Origin of the sequence: Streptomyces sp. NBC_00503 (genome assembly GCF_036346895.1) — a bacterium.
GTDB lineage: Bacteria > Actinomycetota > Actinomycetes > Streptomycetales > Streptomycetaceae > Streptomyces.
In genome coordinates, this window is the sequence record NZ_CP107855.1 from 4,443,286 (window position 1) to 4,467,220 (window position 23,935).

The 23,935-nt window shown below is 73.5% G+C and carries 17 protein-coding genes; 15 read left to right on the forward strand and 2 right to left on the reverse strand.

The features are described from left to right. Positions 1-472: 472 nt before the first annotated feature. The gene (locus tag OG490_RS20735; RefSeq protein WP_330297796.1) at positions 473-1,345 is read right to left on the reverse strand and encodes an HAD family hydrolase; all 873 of its coding nucleotides are present in this window, start codon (positions 1,343-1,345) and stop codon (positions 473-475) included. Positions 1,346-1,854: 509 nt separating this feature from the next. Here OG490_RS20735 and ssd point away from each other — a divergent pair. The 7 genes from ssd to OG490_RS20770 all read left to right on the forward strand — a co-directional run bounded on the left by ssd (position 1,855) and on the right by OG490_RS20770 (position 6,891). After that, the gene (gene ssd / locus OG490_RS20740; protein WP_330300992.1) at positions 1,855-2,988 is read left to right on the forward strand and encodes a septum site-determining protein Ssd; all 1,134 of its coding nucleotides are present in this window, start codon (positions 1,855-1,857) and stop codon (positions 2,986-2,988) included. Further along, positions 2,985-4,133, forward strand: coding sequence for a TadA family conjugal transfer-associated ATPase (locus OG490_RS20745; protein WP_330297797.1), 1,149 nt, complete (start codon positions 2,985-2,987; stop codon positions 4,131-4,133). The genes ssd and OG490_RS20745 overlap by 4 nt, the downstream gene beginning before the upstream one ends. Next, the gene (locus OG490_RS20750) at positions 4,130-5,017 is read left to right on the forward strand and encodes a type II secretion system F family protein (protein ID WP_330297798.1); all 888 of its coding nucleotides are present in this window, start codon (positions 4,130-4,132) and stop codon (positions 5,015-5,017) included. Before OG490_RS20745 ends, OG490_RS20750 begins: the two co-directional genes overlap by 4 nt. Further along, positions 5,017-5,796 carry a type II secretion system F family protein gene (locus OG490_RS20755; RefSeq protein ID WP_330297799.1) on the forward strand — a complete coding sequence of 260 codons (780 nt, stop codon included), beginning with the start codon at positions 5,017-5,019 and terminating at the stop codon, positions 5,794-5,796. The genes OG490_RS20750 and OG490_RS20755 overlap by 1 nt, the downstream gene beginning before the upstream one ends. Positions 5,797-5,871: 75 nt before the next feature. Further along, a complete protein-coding gene (locus OG490_RS20760; protein ID WP_330297800.1) occupies positions 5,872-6,069 on the forward strand; it encodes a DUF4244 domain-containing protein in 198 nt (65 codons plus the stop codon). Then, complete coding sequence (locus OG490_RS20765; RefSeq protein WP_330297801.1) at positions 6,056-6,409, forward strand: TadE family type IV pilus minor pilin; 354 nt, start codon at positions 6,056-6,058, stop codon at positions 6,407-6,409. Before OG490_RS20760 ends, OG490_RS20765 begins: the two co-directional genes overlap by 14 nt. After that, positions 6,406-6,891 (forward strand): Rv3654c family TadE-like protein, encoded by a 486-nt coding sequence (locus OG490_RS20770; RefSeq protein WP_330297802.1) that lies wholly within the window; start codon positions 6,406-6,408, stop codon positions 6,889-6,891. The genes OG490_RS20765 and OG490_RS20770 overlap by 4 nt, the downstream gene beginning before the upstream one ends. Positions 6,892-7,779: 888 nt before the next feature. Here the strand turns inward: OG490_RS20770 and OG490_RS20775 are convergent. Then, on the reverse strand, positions 7,780-10,233 hold the full coding sequence (locus tag OG490_RS20775; protein ID WP_330297803.1) for a DEAD/DEAH box helicase: 2,454 nt from the start codon (positions 10,231-10,233) through the stop codon (positions 7,780-7,782). An 81-nt stretch (positions 10,234-10,314) separates the two neighbouring features. Between OG490_RS20775 and bldG the strand changes: the two genes are divergently transcribed. From bldG to tmk, 8 genes are all read left to right on the forward strand, one after another. Beyond that, complete coding sequence (gene bldG, locus OG490_RS20780; RefSeq protein WP_066931187.1) at positions 10,315-10,656, forward strand: anti-sigma factor antagonist BldG; 342 nt, start codon at positions 10,315-10,317, stop codon at positions 10,654-10,656. A 103-nt stretch (positions 10,657-10,759) separates the two neighbouring features. Then, positions 10,760-11,200 (forward strand): ATP-binding protein, encoded by a 441-nt coding sequence (locus tag OG490_RS20785; RefSeq protein ID WP_330297804.1) that lies wholly within the window; start codon positions 10,760-10,762, stop codon positions 11,198-11,200. 567 nt (positions 11,201-11,767) lie between these two features. Then, complete coding sequence (locus OG490_RS20790; RefSeq protein ID WP_330297805.1) at positions 11,768-14,194, forward strand: sodium-translocating pyrophosphatase; 2,427 nt, start codon at positions 11,768-11,770, stop codon at positions 14,192-14,194. A gap of 188 nt (positions 14,195-14,382) precedes the next feature. Beyond that, positions 14,383-14,949 carry a small secreted protein gene (locus tag OG490_RS20795; RefSeq protein WP_330297806.1) on the forward strand — a complete coding sequence of 189 codons (567 nt, stop codon included), beginning with the start codon at positions 14,383-14,385 and terminating at the stop codon, positions 14,947-14,949. 334 nt (positions 14,950-15,283) lie between these two features. Continuing rightward, positions 15,284-16,783: a DUF7059 domain-containing protein gene (locus OG490_RS20800; protein ID WP_330300993.1), complete on the forward strand. Its 1,500-nt coding sequence runs from the start codon at positions 15,284-15,286 to the stop codon at positions 16,781-16,783. A 120-nt stretch (positions 16,784-16,903) separates the two neighbouring features. Next, positions 16,904-17,101: a hypothetical protein gene (locus OG490_RS20805; RefSeq protein WP_330297807.1), complete on the forward strand. Its 198-nt coding sequence runs from the start codon at positions 16,904-16,906 to the stop codon at positions 17,099-17,101. Positions 17,102-17,509: 408 nt separating this feature from the next. After that, positions 17,510-20,323, forward strand: coding sequence for a type I DNA topoisomerase (gene topA / locus OG490_RS20810; protein WP_330297808.1), 2,814 nt, complete (start codon positions 17,510-17,512; stop codon positions 20,321-20,323). A gap of 247 nt (positions 20,324-20,570) precedes the next feature. Next, positions 20,571-23,867: a dTMP kinase gene (gene tmk / locus OG490_RS20815; RefSeq protein ID WP_330297809.1), complete on the forward strand. Its 3,297-nt coding sequence runs from the start codon at positions 20,571-20,573 to the stop codon at positions 23,865-23,867. Positions 23,868-23,935 lie beyond the last annotated feature (68 nt).

Genomic DNA, 23,935 nt, shown 5'->3' on the forward strand with positions numbered 1-23,935 from the left:
TCTTTGGTCTCGCGGGCCGTTGACTCCTTTGTACTCCGCTTCGGAGCCGAGCGAAACCCCTGGCCACATTTCTTTGCTTTCCAGCAGATCCCCGTGCATATCGGACACCCGATATCACCGCAGGTCAGCCCATCCTGCTTCCGGCCCTGAATCGGCCCCACCCGCGCCCTCCCAGCCCCGCCGGCGTTTGAGGACCGGGGTCCGGGGCGGAGCCCCAGGTCTTCTCCAGCCCGTCCGGCGTTTGAGGACCGGGTCCGGGCGGAGCCCGGGGAACGGTGGAAGGGCGGGTAGGGGACCAGCCCCGCGCAGCGGCAACCCCAGCCCGACCCCGGCCCCACGCTCAACGCCGCCCCCGGCCGTGATCCGGGGCGAGCCGGGACGGGCCGGGACCCGGGGGTCCGGGGTCCGAGGCGCCGGGACCCGGGGTCCGAGGCGCGGGGCCAGACGGGCCTGGCGGCCCAGACGGGCGGGATCAGGCAGAGGCGGCGGCAGCGGCAAGCGCCCGCCGCCGACTCGCGTACCAGACCAGCCCGGCGGTAGCCGCCGCCGCACCCACCGCCGCCGCCGCGACCAACGCCGGCCGCGCCGGCATGGACAGCCCCGGCAGCCGCTGCTTCAGCCGCACCGGCCGGTTGAACACCAGCACCGGCCACTCCCGCGCCACCGCCTCCCGCCGCAGCGCTCGGTCGGGATTGACCGCGTGCGGGTGCCCAACCGCTTCGAGCATCGGGATGTCGGTCGCCGAGTCGCTGTAGGCGTAGCAGCGCGCGAGGTCGTACCCCTCGGACTCGGCGAGCTCGCGTACCGCCTCCGCCTTCGTGGGCCCGTAGGCGTAGTACTCGATCTCGCCCGTGAAGCAGCCGTCCTCGCCCACGACCATCCGGGTGGCGACGACCCGGTCGGCGCCGAGCATCTCCCCGATGGGTTCGACCACTTCGGCGCCGGAGGTGGACACGATCACGACGTCGCGGCCCGCCGTGTGGTGGGCCTCGATGAGGGATGCGGCCTCGTCGTAGATGAGCGGGTCGATGAGGTCGTGCAGGGTCTCGGCGACGATCTCCCGCACCTGTTGCACGTTCCACCCCTTGCACAGGGCGGACAGGTACTCCCGCATCCGTTCCATCTGGTCGTGGTCGGCGCCGCCGGCCAGATAGATGAACTGGGTATAGGCGGTGCGCAGCACGGCCCGTCGGTTGATCAGGCCGCCCTGGTAGAAGGACTTGCTGAACGTCAGAGTGCTCGACTTCGCAATGACCGTCTTGTCCAGGTCGAAGAAGGCTGCGGTACGAGGCGCGGAGTGCGGCAAGGGCTGATTTTCCACGACCCGAGCATATGCGCCCACCATTCGGCGTAAAGTGTGGCGCGTGGGTTTGCCTGAGAAGCCTCTCGGGTACACCATGGAAGTCACGGATCGTTCGCGACCGTGCTAACCCGGTCTGGCTCCTCCCCCCCCGAGTCGGACCGTGGGGACGACCCCCGCTCTCCCCCCCGGCGGGGGTCGTCGCATGTCCGGACGCAGTTTGCGTCCCTGCCTTCGACCCCAAGTGATCATCCCTCAGGCCCCTTCCCCTGTCCGGGGCCTGCGCGGCGAAGGCCCTCACCCTCTCGAACTCGTGACTGTGCGTAGTGGTTCCGGCGCGCTCCGGAACTCACCTGTTGGGGTGAGCGGGTTATTCGCAATGGGCGGGGAGTCCACAGTTTTCGACCAAGATCCACTTCTTTTCTCCGATCGCGTCACGGTGATTCCGGCCGCGAAGTCCGCGGCGCTGGATATGCGGTGAGAAGGAGGCGGAGATCGTGGCTGGATCGAAGTCGTGTGAAGTCCGGGACCTCGTGGTCGCGGGCGGGGACAGGCTGAATCCCGGTACCGCAGGGCCCGTACCCGGCGGTGGACGGCCGCTGATCATCACCGAGGACCCCTTGCTGCTCGACGATCTGCTGCGGCTGTGCGCCGCCGCGGGAGCCGAGCCGCATGTGCACCATGCGGTGCCCGAGCAAAGCGGAGCAGGTGACGACGGGAGTGGCCGCAGTGCGGCAGGCGTCGGATGGGAGTCCGCGCCGCTCGTCCTCGTCGGGGACGACGCCGCCGGGCGGGTGCGCGGGGCGCCCCGGCGGGAGGGGGTGTTCCTCGTCGGCCGGGATCCCGACGACCCCCACGTATGGCAGCGCGCCGTGGAGATCGGCGCCGAGGAAGTGCTCACCCTCCCCGACGCGGAGGGCTGGCTGGTCGACCGCATCGCCGACGTCGTGGAAGGAGCCGGGCGGCCCGCCCTCACGGTCGGGGTGATCGGCGGCAGCGGCGGCGCCGGAGCATCCACCCTCGCCTGCGCCCTGGCCCTGCGGGCCGCCCGCGCCGGGGAGCGGACCATCCTCATCGACGGGGACCCGCTCGGCGGCGGCATGGACGTCCTGCTCGGGGGCGAAACCGCCGAAGGGCTCCGCTGGCCCGACTTCGCGGGCTCGCGCGGCCGGGTCGGTGCCGGAGCCCTCGAGGAGTCCCTGCCCGAACTGCACGCCTTGCGCGTCCTCAGCTGGGACCGCGGGGACCGGATCGTGGTGCCGCCCGCCGCCGTGCGCTCGGTGGTGGCCGCGGCGCGCCGCCGCGGCGGGGTCGTGGTGGTCGACCTGCCGCGCCGGGTCGACGAAGCCGTCGCCGAGGTGCTCGCGCAGCTGGACCTGGTCCTGATGGTGGTGCCGGGCGAGCTGCGCGCGGTGGCCGCGGCCGGCCGGGTGGCGGCCGGAGTCAGGATGGTGGCCCGCGACGTCCGCGTGGTCGTACGGGGCCCCGTGCCCGGCGGACTCGACCCGGACACGGTCGCCGGACTGCTGGGGGTGCCGCTGGCCGGTGAGGTACGGGTCGAGGTGGGGCTCCCGGGGCGGGTCGCCGGCGGGGAGCCGCCGGGATCGCACGGGCGGGGCGCCCTGGCCCGCTTCTGCGACGGCTTCTGGCAGCGGGCACTGGGCGCCGCCCAGGGGGTGACGGCATGAGCGCCGTACTCCTGGACGCGGTGCGCCAGCGGCTCGCCGAGAGCGGGGTGGATCCGACCCCGGCAGGGGTGGCGGCGGCCCTGCGGGCCCAGGGCAGGCTGCTGGGCGATACGGAGGTGCTCGGCGTGGCTGCCGCGTTACGGTCCGAACTGGTCGGAGCGGGCCCGCTGGAGCCGCTGCTCGCCGATCCGGAGGTCACCGACGTCCTGGTGGCGGCCCCCGACCGGGTGTGGGTGGACCGCGGCGGCGGGCTGGAGCTCACCGGGGTGACCTTCGCGGACGCCGAGGCCGTGCGCAGGCTCGCCCAGCGGCTCGCCTCCGTCGCGGGCCGGCGCCTGGACGACGCCCGGCCCTGGGTGGACGCCCGGATGCCGGACGGCACCCGGCTGCACGCGGTTCTGCCCCCGGTGGCCGTGGGCTCGGCCTGTCTGTCCCTGCGGGTCGTGCGGCCGCGCGCCTTCACGCTGGAGGAGCTGGTGGCGGCGGGGACACTGCCGCCCGGGGGTCAGCGGCTCTTGCGCGACATGGTGGAGGCCCGGCTGTCGTTCCTCGTCTCCGGCGGGACCGGCACCGGCAAGACCACCCTCCTCAGCGCCCTGCTGGGACTGGTCGGTCCCGGTGAGCGGATCGTGCTCGCAGAGGACTCGGCCGAGCTGCGGCCCGACCATCCGCACGTGGTGCGGCTGGAGACCCGTCCGGCCAATCAGGAGGGCGCCGGCCTGGTCACCCTCGCCGACCTGGTCCGCCAGGCGCTGCGGATGAGGCCCGACCGCCTCGTCGTCGGCGAGGTCCGGGGCGCCGAGGTCGCCGACCTGCTGGCCGCGCTCAACACCGGCCACGAAGGAGGCTGCGGAACCGTCCACGCGAACGCCGCCGCCCACGTCCCGGCCCGACTGGAGGCCCTCGGGACCGCAGCCGGGCTCGACCGGGCCGCCCTGCACAGTCAGTTGGCCGCCGCGCTGACCCTGGTGGTCCACCTCGTACGGGACCGGGCCGGCCGGCGCCGGGTCGCGGAGGTGCACGTGCTGGAGCGGGATCCCGCCGGGCTCGTGGTCACCGTGCCGGCGCTGCGATGGGCCGCGCGGGGCTTCGTACGGGAGCGGGGCTGGGAGCGGCTGCGCCCGCTCCTCGGAGGTGCCCGGTGAGCGCCCAGGCGGCCGCGGTGCCGCTGCCGGTGTTCGCCGGGGTGCTGTGCGCCGGGGCGGCCGCCTGGGCGCTGGCCGGTGGCGACCGGGTGTCCCGGCGGGCCAGGGCGGTACTGGCCGGCGCGGGTCCGGTGGCGCCCGGCGGGTCGGTGCGCTGGGAGCGGCTGGTCGTGGCCGTACGGCTCCGGGCCGCACACAGGCGGGAGTTGCTCTGCCTCGCGGCCGGCCTGGCGCTGGCCCTGCTCGGCGGGTCGGTGATCCCGCTGCTGGCGGGGGCGGCGGTGCTGCCGCTGGTCCGCCGGTGGCTGCGGGCCCGGGAGCGGGCGCGGGCCCGGTCCGCGCGGGCCGCCGAGGTGGTGTCCCTGTGCGCAGCGGTGGTGGGGGAGCTGCGCTCGGGCGCCCAGCCCGGCCAGGCGCTGACCGCGGCCATGCGCCGGACGGTGGCGGGCCCCGGCGGTCCGGGGGCCGCGGAGGCCGGGGTCCTGGCAGCGGCGGCCTTCGGCGGAGACGTCCCCGGGGCGCTGCGCCAGGCCTCGCGGGAACCCGGAGCGGAAGGGCTGGCCGGGATGGCGGCCTGCTGGCGGGTCTCGGTGGACGGCGGCGCGGGACTGGCCGCCGGACTGGACCGGCTGGAGGGGGCGTTGCGGGCCGAGCGGGACCGGGAGGAGTCGCTGCGCGCCCAGTTGGCCGGAGCGAGATCGACCACGGTGGTACTGGCCCTGCTGCCCGTCGCCGGGCTGGCGATCGGCACCGGGCTGGGGGCCGACCCGCTGCGGGTACTGCTGCACACGCCGGTCGGGTGGGGCTGCCTGCTGGCGGGCGGGGCCCTGGAGGCGCTGGGACTGCTGTGGTGCCGCAGCATCGTCCGGGCCGGTGAGCGGTGATGGACCCAATCGCGATCCACAGGCTGGGGACGGCCGCGTGCCTCACGGCGGCGGCCCTGTGGACGGCATCGGCGGTGACGGCGCGCATGCGGGAGCGGGCGGCCCGGCGCAGACTCACGGCCCTGCTCGCGCCGGACCCGGCGCCGCGGCGGCCACCACGGTGCGGACCCCGGCTGCGGGGAGCGGCGGCGGCCTGGGCCGGGCCGGTCGGGGCACTGGTCGCGGCCTGGGTGCTGATCGGCGGGCTCGGGGGCGTGGCGGCGGGCTGCGCGGCGGCCTTCGGGGTCCGGTGGTGGCAGGCGCGGGCCCGGCCGCCCGCCGGGGTGGACCCGGGGGAGGTGGAGCGTCAGCTGCCCTTCGCCGCCGACCTGTTGGCCGCCTGCTTGGCGGCGGGAGCCGGGCCGGTGGACGCCGCCGAGGTGGTGGGGGACTCGCTGGGCGGCCCGGTGGGGGAGCGGCTGGCGACCGCCGGGGCCGAGCTGCGGCTCGGCGGCGAACCGGGAGCCGCGTGGGGGAGGTTGGCGGAGATACCGGGCGCCCGCGCCCTGGCCGAATCCCTGGAGCGCTCGGCCCGTACGGGGGCTCCCGCGGCCGAACCGGTCTCCCGGCTCGCGGCGATGCTCAGGGCGGACCGGGCGCGGCAGGCGGGAGCCAGGGCTCAGCGGGCGGCGGTCCTGGTCACCGCGCCTGTGGGGCTCTGTTTCCTCCCCGCCTTTCTCGCGATCGGAGTGGCGCCCGTGGTGATCGGCATGGCTTCCGGTCTTCTCTCCGGCAGCTGAAATGGCGACGGAAATAAACAGCTGAGATCACCATCCGAGATCACGTCAAGAAGTTGAATCAACAGGAGGTTTGTCATGAGGATCATCTGGTTTCGTGTGCGGGCGGCGCTGCAGGGTCGTGCGGGCGATGCGGGAATGTCGACTTCGGAATACGCGATGGGGACGATCGCCGCGTGTGCATTCGCGGCGGTCCTGTACAAGGTGGTGACGAGTGAAGTGGTCTCCACGGCACTCCAGTCGACCATCGGCAAGGCACTCGATGCGCCGTTCTGACCGGGGATATGTGACGGCGGAGGCGGCCCTGGTGATTCCGGCGCTGGTGCTGTTCGCGACGCTGCTGGTGTGGGCGCTGATGGCGGCCGCCGCGCAGATCCGTTGTGTGGACGCGGCCCGGGCCGGTGCCCGGGCGGCGGCCCGGTCGGAGCCGGAGGACGAGGCGGTGGCGGTGGCCGAGGCGGCCGCCCCGCCCGGCGCCCGGGTGGAGTTGTCGCGCACGGGCGACCTCTGGCGGATCCAGGTATCGGCCCCCGCCCCGGGCCCGGCCGCCCTGCCGCTCCGCCTCACCGCCCAGGCCGCGTCCCTGGCCGAAGACTCCGTAGGCCCACCGCCATGACCGGGGCCCGGCAGTGGGCGCGAGTCGGGGCGGAGGCGGGGGCGCGGGACCGGGCGGGGCCATGGGCGCGGGACCGGGACCGGGGGTCGGCGACGGTGTGGGGCGTCGTGGTGGCGACCGTGCTGGTGGCGGTGTTCGGCGGTGTGCTCCTGCTCGGGCAGGCGGTGGTCGCCCGCCACAGGGCCGCAGCGGCCGCGGACCTGGCGGCCCTCGCCGCGGCGGCGACCTGGGCCCACGGCCCGGAGGCCGCCTGCGCCACGGCGATACGGGTGGCGGTGGCGCAGGGGGCTCGGGTCACCGGGTGCGTGGTGTCGGGCGAGGTCGCGGAGATCCGGGCCCGCGCCCCGACGGGCCCCTTCGCGCCGGAACTGGACTCCCGCGCGGGCCCGCCGCTGGCTGCGGAGCCCGGGCGAGGCGGTGGCCCAGGCCAGGGTCCACGGGTGCACGGAGTCGGTGGTGCCGTCCGGGGCGACGGCCCGTAGGCCGTGGACTCCGGCGAAGACGGCCGGGTCCCGGACGGGCGCCACCGCGTCGGTGCCGTATCGGCGCGGCCAGGGGACGGGGACGCGGACCTCCTCGCCTTCGCCGGTGACAAGCCCGGTGTCCGAGCAGCGCGGTGCCCGCCGGCCGCCGCGGGCGCAGCCTGTCGGCCCCGGCCGGTCCAGGGCGCGGCAAACGTGGCGAGAAGGCGCGCGGGCTACGTGGGCGGAGCCGGCAGGACGGGCTGGGCGGTCATCCGCGCCTCCTCCGGCAGACGGGGACCACGACACGCAGCGGCCCCTACGTCCGCCCACCGGCGCCCCGGTCGTCGGCCGCACGCGGGTCGCCCGGCGACACTCCGGCTGCCCGGCGGCACTCGGGTCGCTCACCGGCCTTCGGGGCGCCCGCCGGCACTCAGGTCGTCGAGCGACACCCCGGCTGCCTGCCGGCCTTCGGGTTGCCCGCCAGTCTTCGGTCGTAGAGCGACCCTCCGCTGCTCAGCGACACCCCGGCCGCCCGTCGGCCTTCGGTCGTCGAGCGACCCTCCGCCGCTTAGCGACACCCCGGCCGCTTGGCGACCTTCCGGCCGCCCGGCGACACCTTGGCACTCAGCGGCGCACCGACGCTCCGGCCGCGGACCGGCACTCAGGTCGCCTACCGGCGCTTCGCCGCCCTCCGGCAGTCAGGCCGCCTACCTGCGCTTCGCCGCCCACCGGCGCTCTGGTCGCCTGGGGGCACTTCGGTCGCCCACCGGTGCCCCGGTCGGACGCCAGCCGGGGTTGCCCCGCACGGCTGACCTGCTGGGCCCGCCGGAACTGCTCCGCCCGACCCGGGCCCCGCCCCGCCTGGCCCCGCTCTGCCAGCGGCCAGGAGGCCCGGGACCCCCGGGGTCACGGGGTGGGGGCGGCCTTGAGGAGGTGGGTGAGGAGGCGGATGGCGCCGCGTTTGTGGAGGGGGTCGTTGCCGTTGCCGCACTTGGGGGACTGGATGCAGGACGGGCAGCCCGCCTCGCACTCGCAGGCGGCGATCGCGTCGCGGGTCGCCGTCAGCCAGGCGCGGGCCGTGTGGAAGGCGCGCTCCGCGAAGCCGGCTCCGCCGGGGTGGCCGTCGTAGACGAAGACCGTCGGGAGGAGGGTGTCGGGATGCAGCGGGACGGAGACCCCGCCGATGTCCCAGCGGTCGCAGGTGGCGAAGAGCGGGAGGAGGCCGATGGAGGCGTGTTCGGCGGCGTGCAGGGCGCCGCCGAGGATCTCCGGGTTGATCCGGGCCTCGTCCAGCTGGTCCTCGGTCACCGTCCACCACACGGCCCGGGTGCGCAGGGTGCGGGGCGGCAGGTCCAGTTTGGCCTCGCCGAGGACCTCGCCGGTGATCAGCTTGCGGCGGAGGTAGGAGACCACCTGGTTGGTGACCTCGACGGAGCCGAAGCAGAGCCGGGCCCGGCCCCAGGCGATCTCCGTCTCGGTCTCCAGGATGGAGATGGCGGTGGTGTCGCGGGCCGTCGTGGAGAAGGGCGGGTTCGCCTCCTCCACCAGGGCCACCGAGTCCTCCAGGTCCAGGTGTTTCACCAGGTACGTGCGGCCCTGGTGGAGGTGGACGGCGCCGTCGTGGACGGCCGTGTGCGAGGCCTCCTCGTCGACCGTGCCCAGCAGCCGGCCGGTGGAGGCCTCCACGATCTGCACCGGGCGGCCGCCGCCGCCCCGGATGTCGGTGAGGTCCGAGGCCCGTTCCCGGCGGGTCCAGTGCCAGGCCGTCGCCCGGCGGCGCAGCAGTTTGGCGGCCTCGAGCTGCGGGAGCAGCTCGCGCGCCGCCGGGCCGAAGAGGTCCAGGTCCGGCTCCGTCAGGGGCAGCTCGGCCGCCGCCGCGCACAGGTGGGGGGCCAGGACGTACGGGTTGTCGGGGTCCAGGACGGTGGCCTCCACCGGCTGCTGGAAGAGGGCCTCGGGGTGGTGGACCAGGTAGGTGTCCAGCGGGTCGTCGCGGGCGATCAGCACCGCCAGCGCGCCGTGGCCCGAGCGCCCGGCCCGGCCGGCCTGCTGCCACAGGGAGGCGCGGGTGCCGGGGTAGCCGGTGATCAGGACGGCGTCGAGGCCGGAGACGTCCACGCCCAGCTCGAGGGCGGTCGTGGCGGCCAGGCCGAGCAGCTCGCCGGAGTGCAGGGCCCTCTCCAGGGCCCGGCGCTCCTCGGGCAGGTAGCCGCCGCGGTAGGCCGCGACGCGCCCGGGCAGCGAGCGGTCGACGGCGGCGAGTTTTTCCTGCGCGATGACGGCGATCAGCTCCGCGCCGCGCCGGGAGCGGACGAAGGCGACCGTCCGGACGCCCTGGACTACCAGGTCGGTCAGGAGGTCGGCGGTTTCGGCGGTGGCCGTACGGCGTACGGGTGCGCCCTTCTCGCCCTTGAGGTCGGTCAGGGGCGGCTCCCACAGGGCGAAGACGACCTCGCCGCGCGGGGAGGCGTCGTCGGCCACCTCGACCACCGGCAGGCCCGTCAGCCGGGACGCTGCGGCCGCCGGATCGCTCGCGGTGGCCGAGGCCAGCAGGAAGACGGGATCGGAGCCGTAGCGGGCGCACAGCCGCCGCAGCCGGCGCAGGACCTGGGCGACGTGGGAGCCGAAGACCCCGCGGTAGGTGTGGCACTCGTCGATCACGACGTAGCGCAGCGCCCGCAGGAAGGAGGCCCAGCGCGGGTGGGCCGGGAGGATCCCGCGGTGCAGCATGTCGGGGTTGGTGAGGACGTAGTTGGCGTACTGGCGCACCCACTCGCGTTCCTCCACGGGGGTGTCGCCGTCGTACACGGCCGGGCGGATCGCGTTGCCCAGCGGACCGGCCAGCTCCCGCACGGCGCGCCGCTGGTCGGCCGCCAGGGCCTTGGTAGGAGCCAGATACAGGGCGGTCGCGCCGCGCCCGTTCGGGGCCTCGGCGCCGTCCGCGAGGGCCGAGAGCACGGGCGCGAGGTAGGCCAGCGATTTGCCCGAGGCGGTGCCCGTGGCGACGACCACGGACTCGCCGTCGAGGGCGTGCTCGGCGGCCGCGGCCTGGTGTTCCCACGGATGTTCGATCCCGGCGGCCTGGATGGCGGCTACGACATCAGTTCGGATGCGATCCGGCCAGACTGCATGACGACCCTCCCGAGGGGGCAAGTGCTCCGTATGGGTGATGCGCGCAGACCGGGAAGACCCCCGTGACAGCCGGTCCAGGACCGTGCCGGGGGTGGGTCGGGCGTCCTCGGGTGCCGTGGGCCGACCGGGACGGTGAGTGTTGGCCATTGGAACCGAGTGTGTCACCGGCGTGCGGGACAATGGTCCCAAGGCGTCGTGCGCGCCTGCCGGTAAGTGATTGAATGCCATCGCGGCAGCCAATCCCTCGCCTACCTTCGGGTGGGGAGGCCCCTGGGGGGCGCCGCTCGATAGCAAGGTGCTGGAGGATCCGTGGACCTGTCCCTGTCGACTCGCACTGTCGGCGACCGTACGGTCGTGGAGGTCGGTGGCGAGATTGATGTGTATACCGCGCCCAAGCTGCGCGAGCAGTTGGTCGAGTTGGTGAACGACGGCAGCTACCACCTGGTTGTCGACATGGAGCGAGTGGACTTCCTCGACTCCACCGGACTTGGTGTGCTCGTGGGAGGCCTCAAGCGCGTCCGCGCGCACGAGGGCTCGCTGCGTCTGGTCTGCAACCAGGAGCGCATCCTGAAGATCTTCCGAATCACCGGTCTGACCAAGGTGTTCCCGATCCACACCTCGGTGGAGGAAGCGGTCAACGCCACCGACTGACCAACGGCTCTCGGCGGCGTACGGCCGATGAGGAGCGAGGGGTACCGGGCCACAGGCGGTCCGGGCCCCTGTAAGGCACGCCCGTAGTCCGAGGGGGACGCGCATGGCCACCGTTGAACTGCGCTTCAGCGCCCAGCCCGAACACGTCCGGACGGCCCGCCTGGTCGCGGCCGCCGTGGCGCGCCGGGCCGGTGTGGAGGAAGCCGTCCTCGACGAGGTCCGCCTCGCCGTGGGCGAGGCCTGCTCGCGCGCCGTCGGACTACACCGCAGCAACGGGCTGACCGCGCCCGTCCGGGTGGTGCTGACCGAGGAGGAGAAGGTGTTCTCCATCGAGGTCGGCGACGAAGTGCCCGGACCGGCCGGCGGTCCGTCCGGCGGCATGCCCGGGATCGAGGCGGTCCTGGACCCGGACGTCGAGGGTGAGGACGAGATGGGCCTGGCCGTGATCAGCGGCCTGGTCGACGACGTCGAGGTCATCAACGGGGAGACCGGCGGAACCATCCGGATGAGGTGGCCCGTCTCGGGGACCTCCGAGCTGGCTTAGGCCCGCACGGGCCCGCCCGGTCCGTCGCGCCCCCGGCGCGCCACGGTCCGGGCTTTGCCATGCCCTGACGCCTGGACCCGAGGTCACGCTCCGAAGCCATGCCCTGACGCCATGCCCTCACGCCGCCCGCTGACCCGGTGCCCCGGCCGGTGCCCGGGCCGGCGCAGCCGCCGGGTCGGCGTGCCGTGCGGTGAGTTTCGGCGCGGGGTCGTCCGGCGGCGGGAGGCCGGGTGGGTGCCGGGAAAGCGGGGGAGGCCCCGGGCCGGTGGCTTCCGGGAGGGAACGGCCGCGCGTGCCGACGTATCTTCTGATCTTATTCAAGGCCCTGCCGAGCAGGGCCTTTTCTGTCGTCGTAGATCAATTGCGGCGCCGCTCCCCCCGAATTCCTAGATCGATGACGAGGCGTCAATGCCTTTGCCCCATTACTACTTTCGGGGGTAATGGAGTGACCGGATCTATTGGTGAGGAGCATGTGCAGGCCAATTCCGTTTCCCGCGTACTGTTTTGATCGGGTCGCGCTCCCTACAATCCGTCCACATCTTGAGCTCATGACGTCAAGGAGGACGAATGACGGGGCTCTTCACCCCCATTGCGCCCGGTCGCACCACTGACCTGGCATCCGCAGTACTCACCGATGACAACCGGCTCATCGTGATGGTCATCGCGGGCGTGGCCATCGCCGCGCTCGTCGTCGCGCAGATCCTGGTCCGCCAGGTCCTCTCCGCCGACGAGGGAACCGACTCCATGAAGGAGATCGCGGCCGCCGTCCAGGAAGGCGCCAACGCCTACCTCGGACGTCAGCTGCGCACCCTCGGCATCTTCGCCGTCGTCGTGTTCTTCCTGCTCTTCCTGCTCCCCGCCGACGACTGGACGCAGCGGGCGGGACGTTCCGCCTTCTTCCTCGTCGGCGCCCTCTTCTCCGCCGCGACCGGCTACATCGGCATGCGCCTCGCGGTCCGCGCCAACGTCCGCGTCGCCGCGGCCGCGAGAGAGGCCACACCCGCCGAGGGCGAGCCCGCCAAGGACCTGACCGAGGTCTCCCACAAGGCCATGCGGATCGCGTTCCGCACCGGCGGCGTGGTGGGCATGTTCACGGTCGGCCTCGGCCTGCTCGGCGCCTCCTGCGTCGTGCTCGTCTACGCCGCCGACGCCCCCAAGGTCCTGGAGGGCTTCGGCCTCGGAGCCGCCCTGATCGCCATGTTCATGCGCGTGGGCGGCGGCATCTTCACCAAGGCCGCCGACGTCGGCGCCGACCTGGTCGGCAAGGTCGAGCAGGGCATTCCGGAGGACGACCCGCGCAATGCCGCGACCATCGCCGACAACGTGGGCGACAACGTCGGAGACTGCGCGGGAATGGCCGCCGACCTCTTCGAGTCCTACGCCGTCACCCTCGTGGCGGCCCTGATCCTCGGCAAGGCCGCCTTCGGTGACCTGGGACTGGCCTTCCCGCTGATCGTCCCCGCCATCGGGGTCGTCACGGCCATGATCGGCATCTTCGCGGTCTCCCCGCGGCGCACCGACCGCAGCGGCATGACCGCCATCAACCGCGGGTTCTTCATCTCCGCCGTCATCTCGCTGGTGCTCGTCGGGATCGCCGTCTACGCGTACCTGCCGGCCACCTACAAGGAGCTCGCCGGCGTCGACGACGCCGCGATCGCCAACCACTCCGGCGACCCGCGGATCCTGGCCCTGGTCGCCGTCGCCATCGGCATCGTGCTCGCGGCCCTGATCCAGCAGCTCACCGGCTACTTCACCGAGACCAGCCGCCGTCCCGTCCGGGACATCGGCAAGTCCTCCCTGACCGGCGCGGCCACCGTCATCCTCGCCGGCATCTCGGTGGGCCTGGAGTCCGCCGTCTACACGGCGCTGCTCATCGGCCTCAGCGTCTACGGGGCGTTCCTGCTCGGCGGCACCTCGATCATGCTGGCGCTCTTCGCCGTCGCGCTGGCCGGCACCGGCCTGCTCACCACCGTCGGCGTCATCGTCGCCATGGACACCTTCGGGCCCGTCTCCGACAACGCCCAGGGCATCGCGGAGATGTCCGGCGACGTCGAGGGCGCCGGCGCGCAGGTGCTGACCGACCTGGACGCGGTGGGCAACACCACCAAGGCCATCACCAAGGGCATCGCCATCGCCACCGCCGTGCTCGCCGCGGCCGCGCTCTTCGGCTCGTACAACGACGCCATCGCCAACGCGGTCAAGTCCGTCGGCGCCGACGCCAAGTCGATGAACCTCAGCCTGGACATCGCGCAGCCCAACAACCTCGTCGGCCTGATCCTGGGCGCCGCGGTCGTGTTCCTGTTCTCGGGCCTCGCCATCAACGCCGTCGCCCGCTCGGCCGGCGCGGTGGTCTACGAGGTGCGCCGCCAGTTCCGGGAGCACCCCGGGATCATGGACTACACCGAGAAGCCCGAGTACGGGCGCGTCGTGGACATCTGCACCAAGGACGCGCTGCGCGAACTCGCCACGCCCGGCCTGCTCGCCGTCCTCACCCCGATCGCCGTCGGGTTCTCGCTCGGCGTCGGCGCGCTCGGCTCGTTCCTCGCCGGAGCCATCGGCTGCGGCACCCTGATGGCGGTCTTCCTCGCCAACTCCGGTGGCGCCTGGGACAACGCGAAGAAGCTCGTCGAGGACGGGCACCACGGCGGCAAGGGCAGCGAGGCCCACGCGGCCGTGGTCATCGGCGACACCGTCGGCGACCCGTTCAAGGACACCGCCGGTCCGGCCATCAACCCGCTGCTCAAGGTCATGAACCTGGTGGCCCTGCTGATCGCCCCGGCGATCGTGCAGTTCAGCTACGGCACGGACGCCAGCGCGACCGTGCGGGCCGTCGTCGCGGTCCTCGCGATCGGCGTCATCGTCGGTGCGGTCTACGTCTCCAAGCGCCGCGGCATCGCGGTCGGCGACGACGGCGAAGGCGAGGGCGAGGGCGGGAGCGCTCCGGCCGAGCGGGTGGGCCAGCAGGCCGACCCGGCGGCGGTGATCTCCTCCTGAGGCCTTGAGGGGCTGAGGCTCTGAGGTCTTGAGGACCTGACGGGTACTCGCATACCACGGTCGGACTCGATCGTACGCCCGAATGGCGGACAGGCGGCGCGGACTGACGCGCCGTCCGTCCGCCTTTGCGTTTCCCGGATGGCGGGCGTGTATCTTCCGGGCCGAGAGTCTTCGAAGGGACCAATCCGGTGAACAAGAAGCTTGCGGCCGCCATGGCGGGCAGTGCGGTGCTGATGCTCGTCCTGTCCGGCTGCGGCGGGGACGACGGCGACAAGAAGACCGACGCCTGGGCGAAGAAGGTCTGCGACAGCTGGCAGCCAGAGCTCAAGAAGATCGAGCAGGCCAACGCGGACATCAAGCGGGTGGCCACCGAGAGCAGCAAGCCCGAGGAGGTCCAGTCGACCGACTCGGCGGCCTTCGGGACCATGTCCGAGTCGTACAAGTCGATGGGTACGGCCCTGCAGGGGGCGGGTGTTCCGCCGGTCAAGGACGGCGACAAGACTCAGAGCGCGGCGGTCAAGGGCTTCGAGGCGACTTCGCAGGGCTACACGGCCCTGAAGACGAAGATGGACGCCCTCGACCCCAAGGACCAGGGCAAGTTCGCCGAGGGCCTCAAGGACGTGGCGGGCGGCCTGGAGGAAGCGACCAAGGGCGGCAAGGAAGCCCTGGACCAGCTCAAGGCGGGCGGTCTGGACAAGTCGATGAACAGCCAGAAGGGCTGCCAGGTGACGACGCCGTCACCGTCGAAGTCGTAGCCGTAGTCGAAGTCCCGGTCGCGGCCGCGGACCTGTCCGCGACGGCGTCGGCCGTCAGGGCGGCCGGAACCCCTCGGGGCTCCGGCCGCCCCGGCGCGTTCCGGGGCGCACGAGGCTCCGTAGGCCGTACGGAACTGCGTGCGCCCGGGGTCCCTTCGCGGCGGCGCGCCCGGACGGCGGCTCCGACGGCGGCGGCCGTCCACGCCGAAGGCCGTGTGGCGCGGGGAATGCCGGTGACAGCGGCCACAATGGGCGGGTGAGTACCACCAGCCTTCCCTCCGGTCTGCCCGCCCGCCTCCCCTCGTCCGACGGCGCCGCCGGGCTCCGCGCCGCGATGCTCGACGCCGGTTTCACCGCCGACGGGCTGCTCGAACTGCTCGGCGCCCCCGCCTATGCCGCGCTCGCCCGCAGCGAGACGGTCCCCGCACTGCGCGCCACGCGCAGCGGCGGCGACGGGCCGCTCGCCAGCCTCGTGCGGCTCTTCCTGCTCCAGCAGCCGGTGCCGTACGTGCACGCCTCGGCCGCGCTGCCCGTCGAAGCGGCGCTGGCCGACGGCTGGCTGCGGCGCGAGCAGGCCGCCGATGGCGGGGACACGGTGCACGCCACCGTGGACGTGCGCCCGTACGGCGGGCCCGAGGGCGAGGACTGGTTCATCGTCTCGGACCTCGGCTGCGCCGTCGGCGGGGCCGGCGGGATCGGCAGTCGCGAGGAGGGCGTGGTCCTCGGGGTCGGCGGCGCCTCCACCACGCTCGCCGGGATCACCGTCCGCACCCCGGTCGGCTCGGCCCTCGACGTCGGCACCGGATCCGGGATCCAGGCGCTGCACGCGGCCCAGCACGCCACCCGGGTGACGGCCACCGACGTCAACCCCCGGGCCCTGGAATTCACCCGGTTGACGCTCGCACTGTCGGGGGCCCCGGAGGCCGAGCTGCTCACCGGTTCGCTGTTCGAGCCGGTCGGCGAGGCCACGTACGACCTGATCGTCTCGAATCCGCCGTTCGTGATCTCCCCCGGAGCCCGGCTGACGTACCGGGACGGCGGGATGGGCGGCGACGACCTGTGCCGGACCCTGGTCCAGGAGGCCGGAGCCCGGCTCAACCCGGGCGGGTACGCGCAGTTCCTCGGCAACTGGCAGCACGTGGACGGCGAGGACTGGCACGACCGGGTCCGGGCCTGGGTGCCGCGCGGCTGCGATGCCTGGATCGTGCAGCGTGACGTGCAGGACGTCACGCAGTACGCGGAGTTGTGGCTGCGCGACGCGGGCGACCACCGCACCGATCCCGCCGAGTACGCGCGGCGCTACGAGGACTGGCTGGACGAGTTCGAGGCCCGCAAGACCAAGGCCGTCGGATTCGGCTGGATCACGCTGCGGCGCAGCGACGCGGCCGAGCCGTCGATCGTGGTGGAGGAGTGGCCGCACTCGGTGGAACAGCCGCTCGGGGACACCGTCGTGGCGCACTTCGCCCGGCAGGACTACCTCCGCGACCACGACGACGCGGCCCTGCTGACCGGCTACTTCCAGCTGACCGAGGAGGTCGTCCAGGAGCAGGTCGGGGCGCCCGGGGCGGAGGATCCGGAGCACGTGGTGCTCCGGCAGTACCGCGGGATGCGGCGCGCCACCAAGGTCGACACGGTCGGCGCCGGCTTCGCCGGGGTGTGTGACGGATCACTGAGCGCGGGTCGGATTCTGGACGCCATCGCGCAGCTGATGGCGCAGGACCCGGTGGTGCTGCGGGACCGCACGCCGGAGGCGATCCGGATGCTGGTGGAGCAGGGGTTCCTGGAGCCGGTGACGGAGCCGGTGGCGGAGCCGGGCGGGGAGCGGGGGGCGTAGGGCAGTCGGAACCAGGATGTAACCCGGGGTTCGCCTGGTGTATCCCCCCGGCTGGCAGGCTCCTGCTCAGCGGGATCCGGGGGGATCCCGAGAGCGGCCCAGGGGCTTGAGGGGAACGGCATGGAAGACGGACCTGCGATCTTCGCGGCGACCGTGTTCCTGCTGTTCGGGGCCGCTCTGCTGGTCTGGACGGGGGCGCGCGCCCGGCACGGCGCGCCGGTGGCCGAGGGCGTGCGCCCCGTCATTGCCGTACCGCTGGCGCTGCTCGCCGGCGCGGTGTCGCTGGCCCTCGGCATCTGGTGCCTCGGGCGACTGTGACGCCGGGGCGACCCGGGCGGTCGTGAAGCCCGGGCGGTCGTGAAGCCCGGGCCTTCGTGAAGCCCGGCCGGCGGCCTCGCGGCCGCGGCCGCGGGCCCGGCCGTACCGCGGGCACGCTCGCGAGCGGCGCGCCGGGTTTCGCCGAGGTTCCCTCCGAGGTGCGCGTCAGGCCGTAAACCCCGACGTGAAGAGGGGTGCGGGGGCGGGGCCAGACGGCCCTTTGGCCACTCCGCCCGGTGATCGCCGAGGGTCCGCCGTGGCATCCGGGCGGCAGAAATGGCACTTGTCGGGTTACCGTTCGAGTGGCCGTTGCGGGCTTCTGCCGTTTGACACGGGGGCGGGTTGTACCGTCACACTCCGCAGCGTCGCCGTACTGCGACCGAGTGCCGACCGGAGAGAAGAGCCAAGTTGTCCCCGACTAGCGAGACCGCAAAGGGCGGCCGCCGACTCGTCATCGTCGAGTCCCCTGCCAAGGCGAAGACGATCAAGGGCTACCTCGGCCCGGGGTACGTCGTCGAGGCGAGCGTCGGGCACATCCGCGACCTCCCCAGCGGCGCGGCCGAGGTTCCCGACAAGTACACCGGCGAGGTCCGTCGCCTCGGAGTGGACGTCGAACACGACTTCGCGCCGATCTACGTCGTCAATGCCGATAAGAAGGCCCAGGTCAGGAAGCTCAAGGAGCTGCTGGCCGAGTCGGACGAACTCTTCCTCGCCACCGATGAGGACCGCGAGGGCGAAGCCATCGCGTGGCACCTGCAGGAAGTCCTCAAGCCCAAGGTCCCCGTCCACCGGATGGTCTTCCACGAGATCACCAAGGACGCGATCCGCGACGCCGTCGCCAACCCGCGCGAGCTCAACCAGCGCATGGTCGACGCCCAGGAGACCCGCCGCATCCTCGACCGCCTCTACGGCTACGAGGTCTCGCCGGTCCTGTGGAAGAAGGTCATGCCGAAGCTTTCGGCGGGCCGCGTCCAGTCGGTGGCCACCCGCATGGTCGTGGAGAAGGAGCGCGAGCGCATCGCCTTCCGCTCCGCCGAGTACTGGGACCTGACCGGCACGTTCTCCACCGGCCGCGCCGGTGACGCCTCCGACCCCTCGACGCTGGTCGCCCGCCTGAACACGGTCGACGGCAAGCGCATCGCGCAGGGCCGCGACTTCGGCTCGACCGGACAGCTCAAGGGCGAGGTGCTGCACCTCGACGAGGCGAACGCGCGGGCGCTGGCCGCCGCGCTGGCCGAGACCTCGTTCGCGGTCCGCTCGGTCGAGTCCAAGCCCTACCGCCGCTCCCCGTACGCCCCCTTCCGTACGACGACGCTCCAGCAGGAGGCCTCGCGCAAGCTCGGCTTCGGTGCGAAGGCGACGATGCAGGTGGCGCAGAAGCTGTACGAGAACGGCTTCATCACCTACATGCGTACGGACTCCACCACGCTCTCCGACACCGCGGTGTCGGCGGCGCGTGCGCAGGTCACGCAGCTCTACGGGGCCGACTACCTGCCGGAGAAGCCGCGCGTCTACGCCGGCAAGGTCAAGAACGCCCAGGAGGCGCACGAGGCGATCCGCCCCTCGGGTGATCGTTTCCGCACTCCCGCCGAGACGGGCCTGACCGGCGACCAGTTCCGGCTGTACGAGCTCATCTGGAAGCGCACCGTCGCCTCCCAGATGAAGGACGCGGTCGGCAACTCGGTGACCGTGAAGATCGGCGGCCGCTCCTCCGACGGCCGTGACGCCGAATTCAGCGCGTCCGGCAAGACCATCACCTTCCACGGCTTCATGAAGGCCTACGTCGAAGGCGCGGACGACCCGAACGCCGAGCTCGACGACCGCGAGAAGCGCCTGCCGCAGGTCGCGGAGGGCGACGCCCTGTCGGCCGAGGAGATCACGGCCGACGGCCACTCGACCAAGCCGCCGGCCCGCTACACCGAGGCCTCGCTGGTCAAGGAGCTCGAAGAGCGCGAGATCGGCCGCCCGTCGACGTACGCGTCGATCATCGGCACGATCCTGGACCGCGGATACGTCTTCAAGAAGGGCACGGCCCTGGTGCCGTCCTTCCTGTCCTTCGCCGTGGTCAACCTGCTGGAGACGCACTTCGGGCGGCTCGTCGACTACGACTTCACGGCCAGGATGGAGGACGACCTCGACCGCATCGCGCAGGGCGAGGCCCAGTCCGTGCCGTGGCTGAAGCGGTTCTACTTCGGCTCGGAGGACGCGAGCGAGGTCGTACCGGCCGAGGGCGACCACCTCGGCGGCCTGAAGGAACTCGTGACCGACCTGGGCGCGATCGACGCCCGGGAGATCTCCTCCTTCCCCGTCGGCGAGGGCATCGTGCTGCGGGTCGGCCGCTACGGGCCGTACGTGGAACGCGGTGAGAAGGACTCCGAGGGCCACCAGCGCGCGGACGTCCCGGAGGAGCTGGCCCCGGACGAGCTGACCGTGGAGTACGCGGAGGAGCTCTTCGCGAAGCCGAGCGGCGAGTTCGAGCTGGGCAAGGACCCGATCAGCGGGAACGAAATCGTCGCGAAGGACGGTCGCTACGGGCCGTACGTGACGGAGATCCTGCCCGAGGGCACGCCGAAGACCGGCAAGAACGCGGTCAAGCCGCGGACGGCCTCGCTGTTCGCGTCGATGAGCCTGGACACCGTCACCCTCGAGGACGCCCTGCGCCTCATGTCCCTTCCGAGGGTCGTGGGCGTGGACGCCGAAGGCGTGGAGATCACGGCCCAGAACGGCCGCTACGGCCCGTACCTGAAGAAGGGCACGGACTCGCGGTCGCTGGAGACCGAGGCCCAGCTGTTCGCGATCACGCTGGACGAGGCCCTCGCCATCTACGCGCAGCCCAAGCAGCGCGGGCGGGCCGCGGCCAAGCCGCCGCTGAAGGAACTGGGGACCGACCCGGTCAGCGAGAAGCCGGTCGTCGTCAAGGACGGCCGCTTCGGCCCGTACGTGACGGACGGCGAGACGAACGCCACGCTGCGGCGCGAGGACGACGTCGAGACGATCACGCCGGAGCGGGGCTACGAGCTCCTCGCGGAGAAGCGCGCGAAGGGCCCGGCCAAGAAGACGGCGAAGAAGGCCGCGGCGAAGAAGGCCCCCGCGAAGAAGGCGACGGCGACGAAGACCGCTGCCGCGAAGAAGACGACGGCGGCGAAGAAGACCGTCGCGAAGAAGACGACCGCGAAGAAGACGGTGGCCAAGAAGGCGGCCGCCGCTCCGGCGGACGAGTAGTCGCCGACGGGGCCCGTGCGATGCGCACGGGCCCCGCTCTCGGGTGCCGCTCCCAGCCCCGCCGGCGTTTGAGGCGCAGGGTCCAGGGCGGAGCCCCGGGGAACGGTGGAAGGGCGGGGCGGGGAGCAGCCCCGCGCAGCGGCCGACACGAGCGCCCGGGCCGCGGCCCGGAAGGTGGGTCTGGGGTCACACCGGACCTTGTCCACAGCCCACCGCACCGGCCAAGCGCAGCGGATAGGCTGGGCGGATGACGCGAGCCGAGCAGCCAACGGTCGTGACCGCCACCACCGCCACCGCCCAGACCACCCCCAACACCCCGCACACCCCCGCTCCCACCTACGACGAAGCCCTCGCCGCGGACTCCCGCGAGCGCGCGGTGCGCGCGCTGCTGCGCACTCCCCGGCTACGCCGTCTGTGGAGCGCCCAGCTGGTCAGCGGCATCGGCGATGCCCTGGCCCTGCTGGTGCTGGTGCTGCTCGCCTTCCAGGCAGCCGTCGAGCAGGACGCCTTCGGCGGTGGATACACCGGCTGGGCCCTGGCCGTCGCCGCCGTCTTCGGCGTGCGGATGCTGGCCACCGTCCTGTTCGGAGCCGTCCTCCTCGGCCCGCTGGCCAAGCTCACCGCCCCCGGCGGCAAGCTGGACCGCCGCTGGACGATGATCGGCGCCGACGGCCTGCGGCTCGGCCTCTTCGTCGTCGCCCCGCTGTGGCTCGACTGGATTCCCGACCAGGCGCTGATCGCCCTGCTCGCCACCGTCTTCGTCTCGGGAGCCGCCGAGCGGCTGTGGGCACTGGCCAAGGACAGCGCCGCGCCCGCGCTGCTGCCGGCCCCGCCGCCGGAAGGCGCGACCGTACGGCCGCTGCCGGACCACCTCGACACCCTGCGCCGGCTGAACCTGCGCACCTCCTTCGCGGCCATGCCCGCCGCCGCGGCCCTGCTGCTCGCCGCGACCCTGGTCGGCAAGGCCCTCGGCCTCGGCATCGGCTGGTTCGCCGAGAACCAGGCCGCGCTGGGCTCGTACGTGGCCTCCGGCCTCTTCGCCGCCTCCGTGTCGCTGCTGCTCCCGCTGGTGCTGCCCGGCGCGAAGACCCCGCGCCCGCGTTCCCCGCTGGAGGGGCTGCGCGCCCCCAAGGCGGGGGACCGGCCCGAGAAGGGGCGTACGGGAGCCATCCCGCTGCTCGTCCTCGCCTGCGCGGCCGTCACCGGAGCGATCGCCTCCGCCGCCGCCGTGGCCGTCCTGCACGCCGCCGACCTGGGTGGCGGAGCGGCCGCGTTCTCGCTGCTCGTACTGGCCCTGCTCGGCGGCACCGGCCTCGGCATCCGCGCCACACAGGCCGGCAAGGTGCTGCCCGCGCTGTCCCGGCGCCGGCTGCTGGCCCTGGCCATCGCGGTGACCGGGCTCGCGCTGCTGCTGACCGGGCTCGTCCCGGACACCGCGACCGTGCTGTTCCTGTCGCTGCTCGCCGGTAGCGCCGCGGGTGTCGCCGCCAACACCGGGCACACCCTGCTGGACCAGGAGACCGAGGAGTTCCGCCGGGCCCGGGTCACCGAGCACCTTCAGGCCGTCGTCCGGGTGGCCGTGGCCGTCGGGGCCGTCGCGGCCCCGCTGCTGGCCGCCGGCATCGGTCCGCACCGGCTGGCCGGCGGCGAGGTCGTCTTCGCGCACGGCGGAGCGGCCTTCACGCTGATGCTGGTCGGCGCCCTGCTGCTGCCCGTCGCCGTGGTCGTCCTGGCCAAGGCCGACGACCGCAGCGGCGTACCGCTGCGCCGCGACCTGCGCGAGGCGCTGCGCGGCGGAGAGCCCGTGCAGGCGGCTTCCGACGCCGGGTTCTTCATCGCCCTGGAGGGCGGCGACGGAGCCGGCAAGTCCACCCAGGTGCAGGCGCTGGCCGAGTGGATACGCGACAAGGGCCACGAGGTCGTCGTCACGCGAGAGCCCGGGGCAACCCCCGTCGGCAAGCGGCTGCGCTCGATCCTCCTGGACGTGTCCTCCGCCGGACTGTCGAACCGCGCCGAGGCCCTGCTGTACGCGGCCGACCGCGCCGAGCACGTGGACACCGTCGTACGGCCCGCCCTGGAGCGCGGCGCGGTCGTCATCACCGACCGCTACGTCGACTCCTCGGTGGCCTACCAGGGCGCCGGCCGCGATCTGTCCCCGACCGAGATCGCCCGTATCTCGCGCTGGGCCACGGACGGCCTCGTACCGAACCTGACCGTGCTGCTCGACGTGTCGCCCGAGGCGGCCCGGGAGCGGTTCACGGAGGCGCCGGACCGGCTGGAGTCGGAGCCGGCGGAGTTCCACCAGCGGGTGCGCGCCGGATTCCTGACGCTGGCCGCGGCCGACCCCGGGCGGTACCTGGTGGTCGACGCGGGCCAGGACCCCGAGTCCGTCAGCACCGTCGTACGCCACCGCCTGGACCGGATGCTCCCGCTCTCGGAGGCCGAGGTGGCCGCGCAGGCGGAGGCCCGTCGGCGCGCCGAGGAGGAGGCCAGGCGCAAGGCCGAGGAAGAGGCGGCGCGCAAGGCCGAAGAGGCCCGGCTGCTGGCCGAGGAGGAAGCCCGCAAGGCCCGCGAGGCCGAGGAGGCCCGGATCGCGGCGGAGGCCGAGGCCGCGCGTCTGGAGCGCGAGGCCCGACTGCGCGCCGAGGAAGAGGCCCGGGAGCGGGCCGAGGCCGAGCGACTGCGACTGGAGGCCGAGGCGAAGGCCCGCGCCGCGGAGCAGGAGCGGCTGCGCAAGCAGGAGGAAGAGGAGTCGCGGCTGCGTGCCGAGGCCGAGGAGCGCCGGCTGGAGAAGCAGCGGCGTGCCGAGGAAGCCCTGCTGAAGGCCGAGGAGGCCCGGCGGCTGGCCGAGGCCTCCGCGGCCGAGATGGCGGCCAAGGCCGCGGCGGCGGCTGCTGCGGCAGCCGCGGCAGCCGCGTCCGCTCCGGTGGCGGCGGCTCCGGCGTCGGTTCCGGCGGCTGTCGCGCCCGTGGCACCGGTGGCCCCCGTGGCTCCTGCTGCGCCCGCTGCCCCTGCGCCCGCTGCCCCTGCCGTGCCCGCGTCCAAGGTGGGCATGCGCAAGGAACCGCACCCGGACGAGGCCCTGACGGTCGAGACCCCGGTGGTGAAGCGGGTCGTGCAGCCGGACGACGTCACCCAGACGGTCCCCGTTCCGAAGACCGACCCGGCCGCGGAGACTTCGGTGCTGCCGCCGGTCCGCGCGACGGGCCCGGCCGACGAGACGGCCGTACTGCCTGCCGTAGGTTCCGAGGGCGGCCAGGCGGCCACGCGGCCGAACCGGGCCGCGCACTCCGCGTCCAGGCCCACGGCCCAGCGCCCCGCGGAGAACCCGGCCGACCGGGTGCCGCCGGGGATCTTCCGGGACGCGGGCAACGACGCGACCCGCGAGCTGCCCCAGCTCGGCGAGGACGGGCGGCCGCGCCGGGCGCGCTCGGACTGGGCGGAGGAGACCCCGCTGGACGATCTGCCCACGCTGGCGGACGAGCTGCTGGGCCCGCGCCGGGACGACGAGGACGAACAGGGCCGCGGTCCGCGCCGTCGCTGACGGGTGTCGGCGGGGACCGTCGGCAGGGATTGTCAGTGGGGGGCGCCACACTGGGTGAGCAGTAGGCA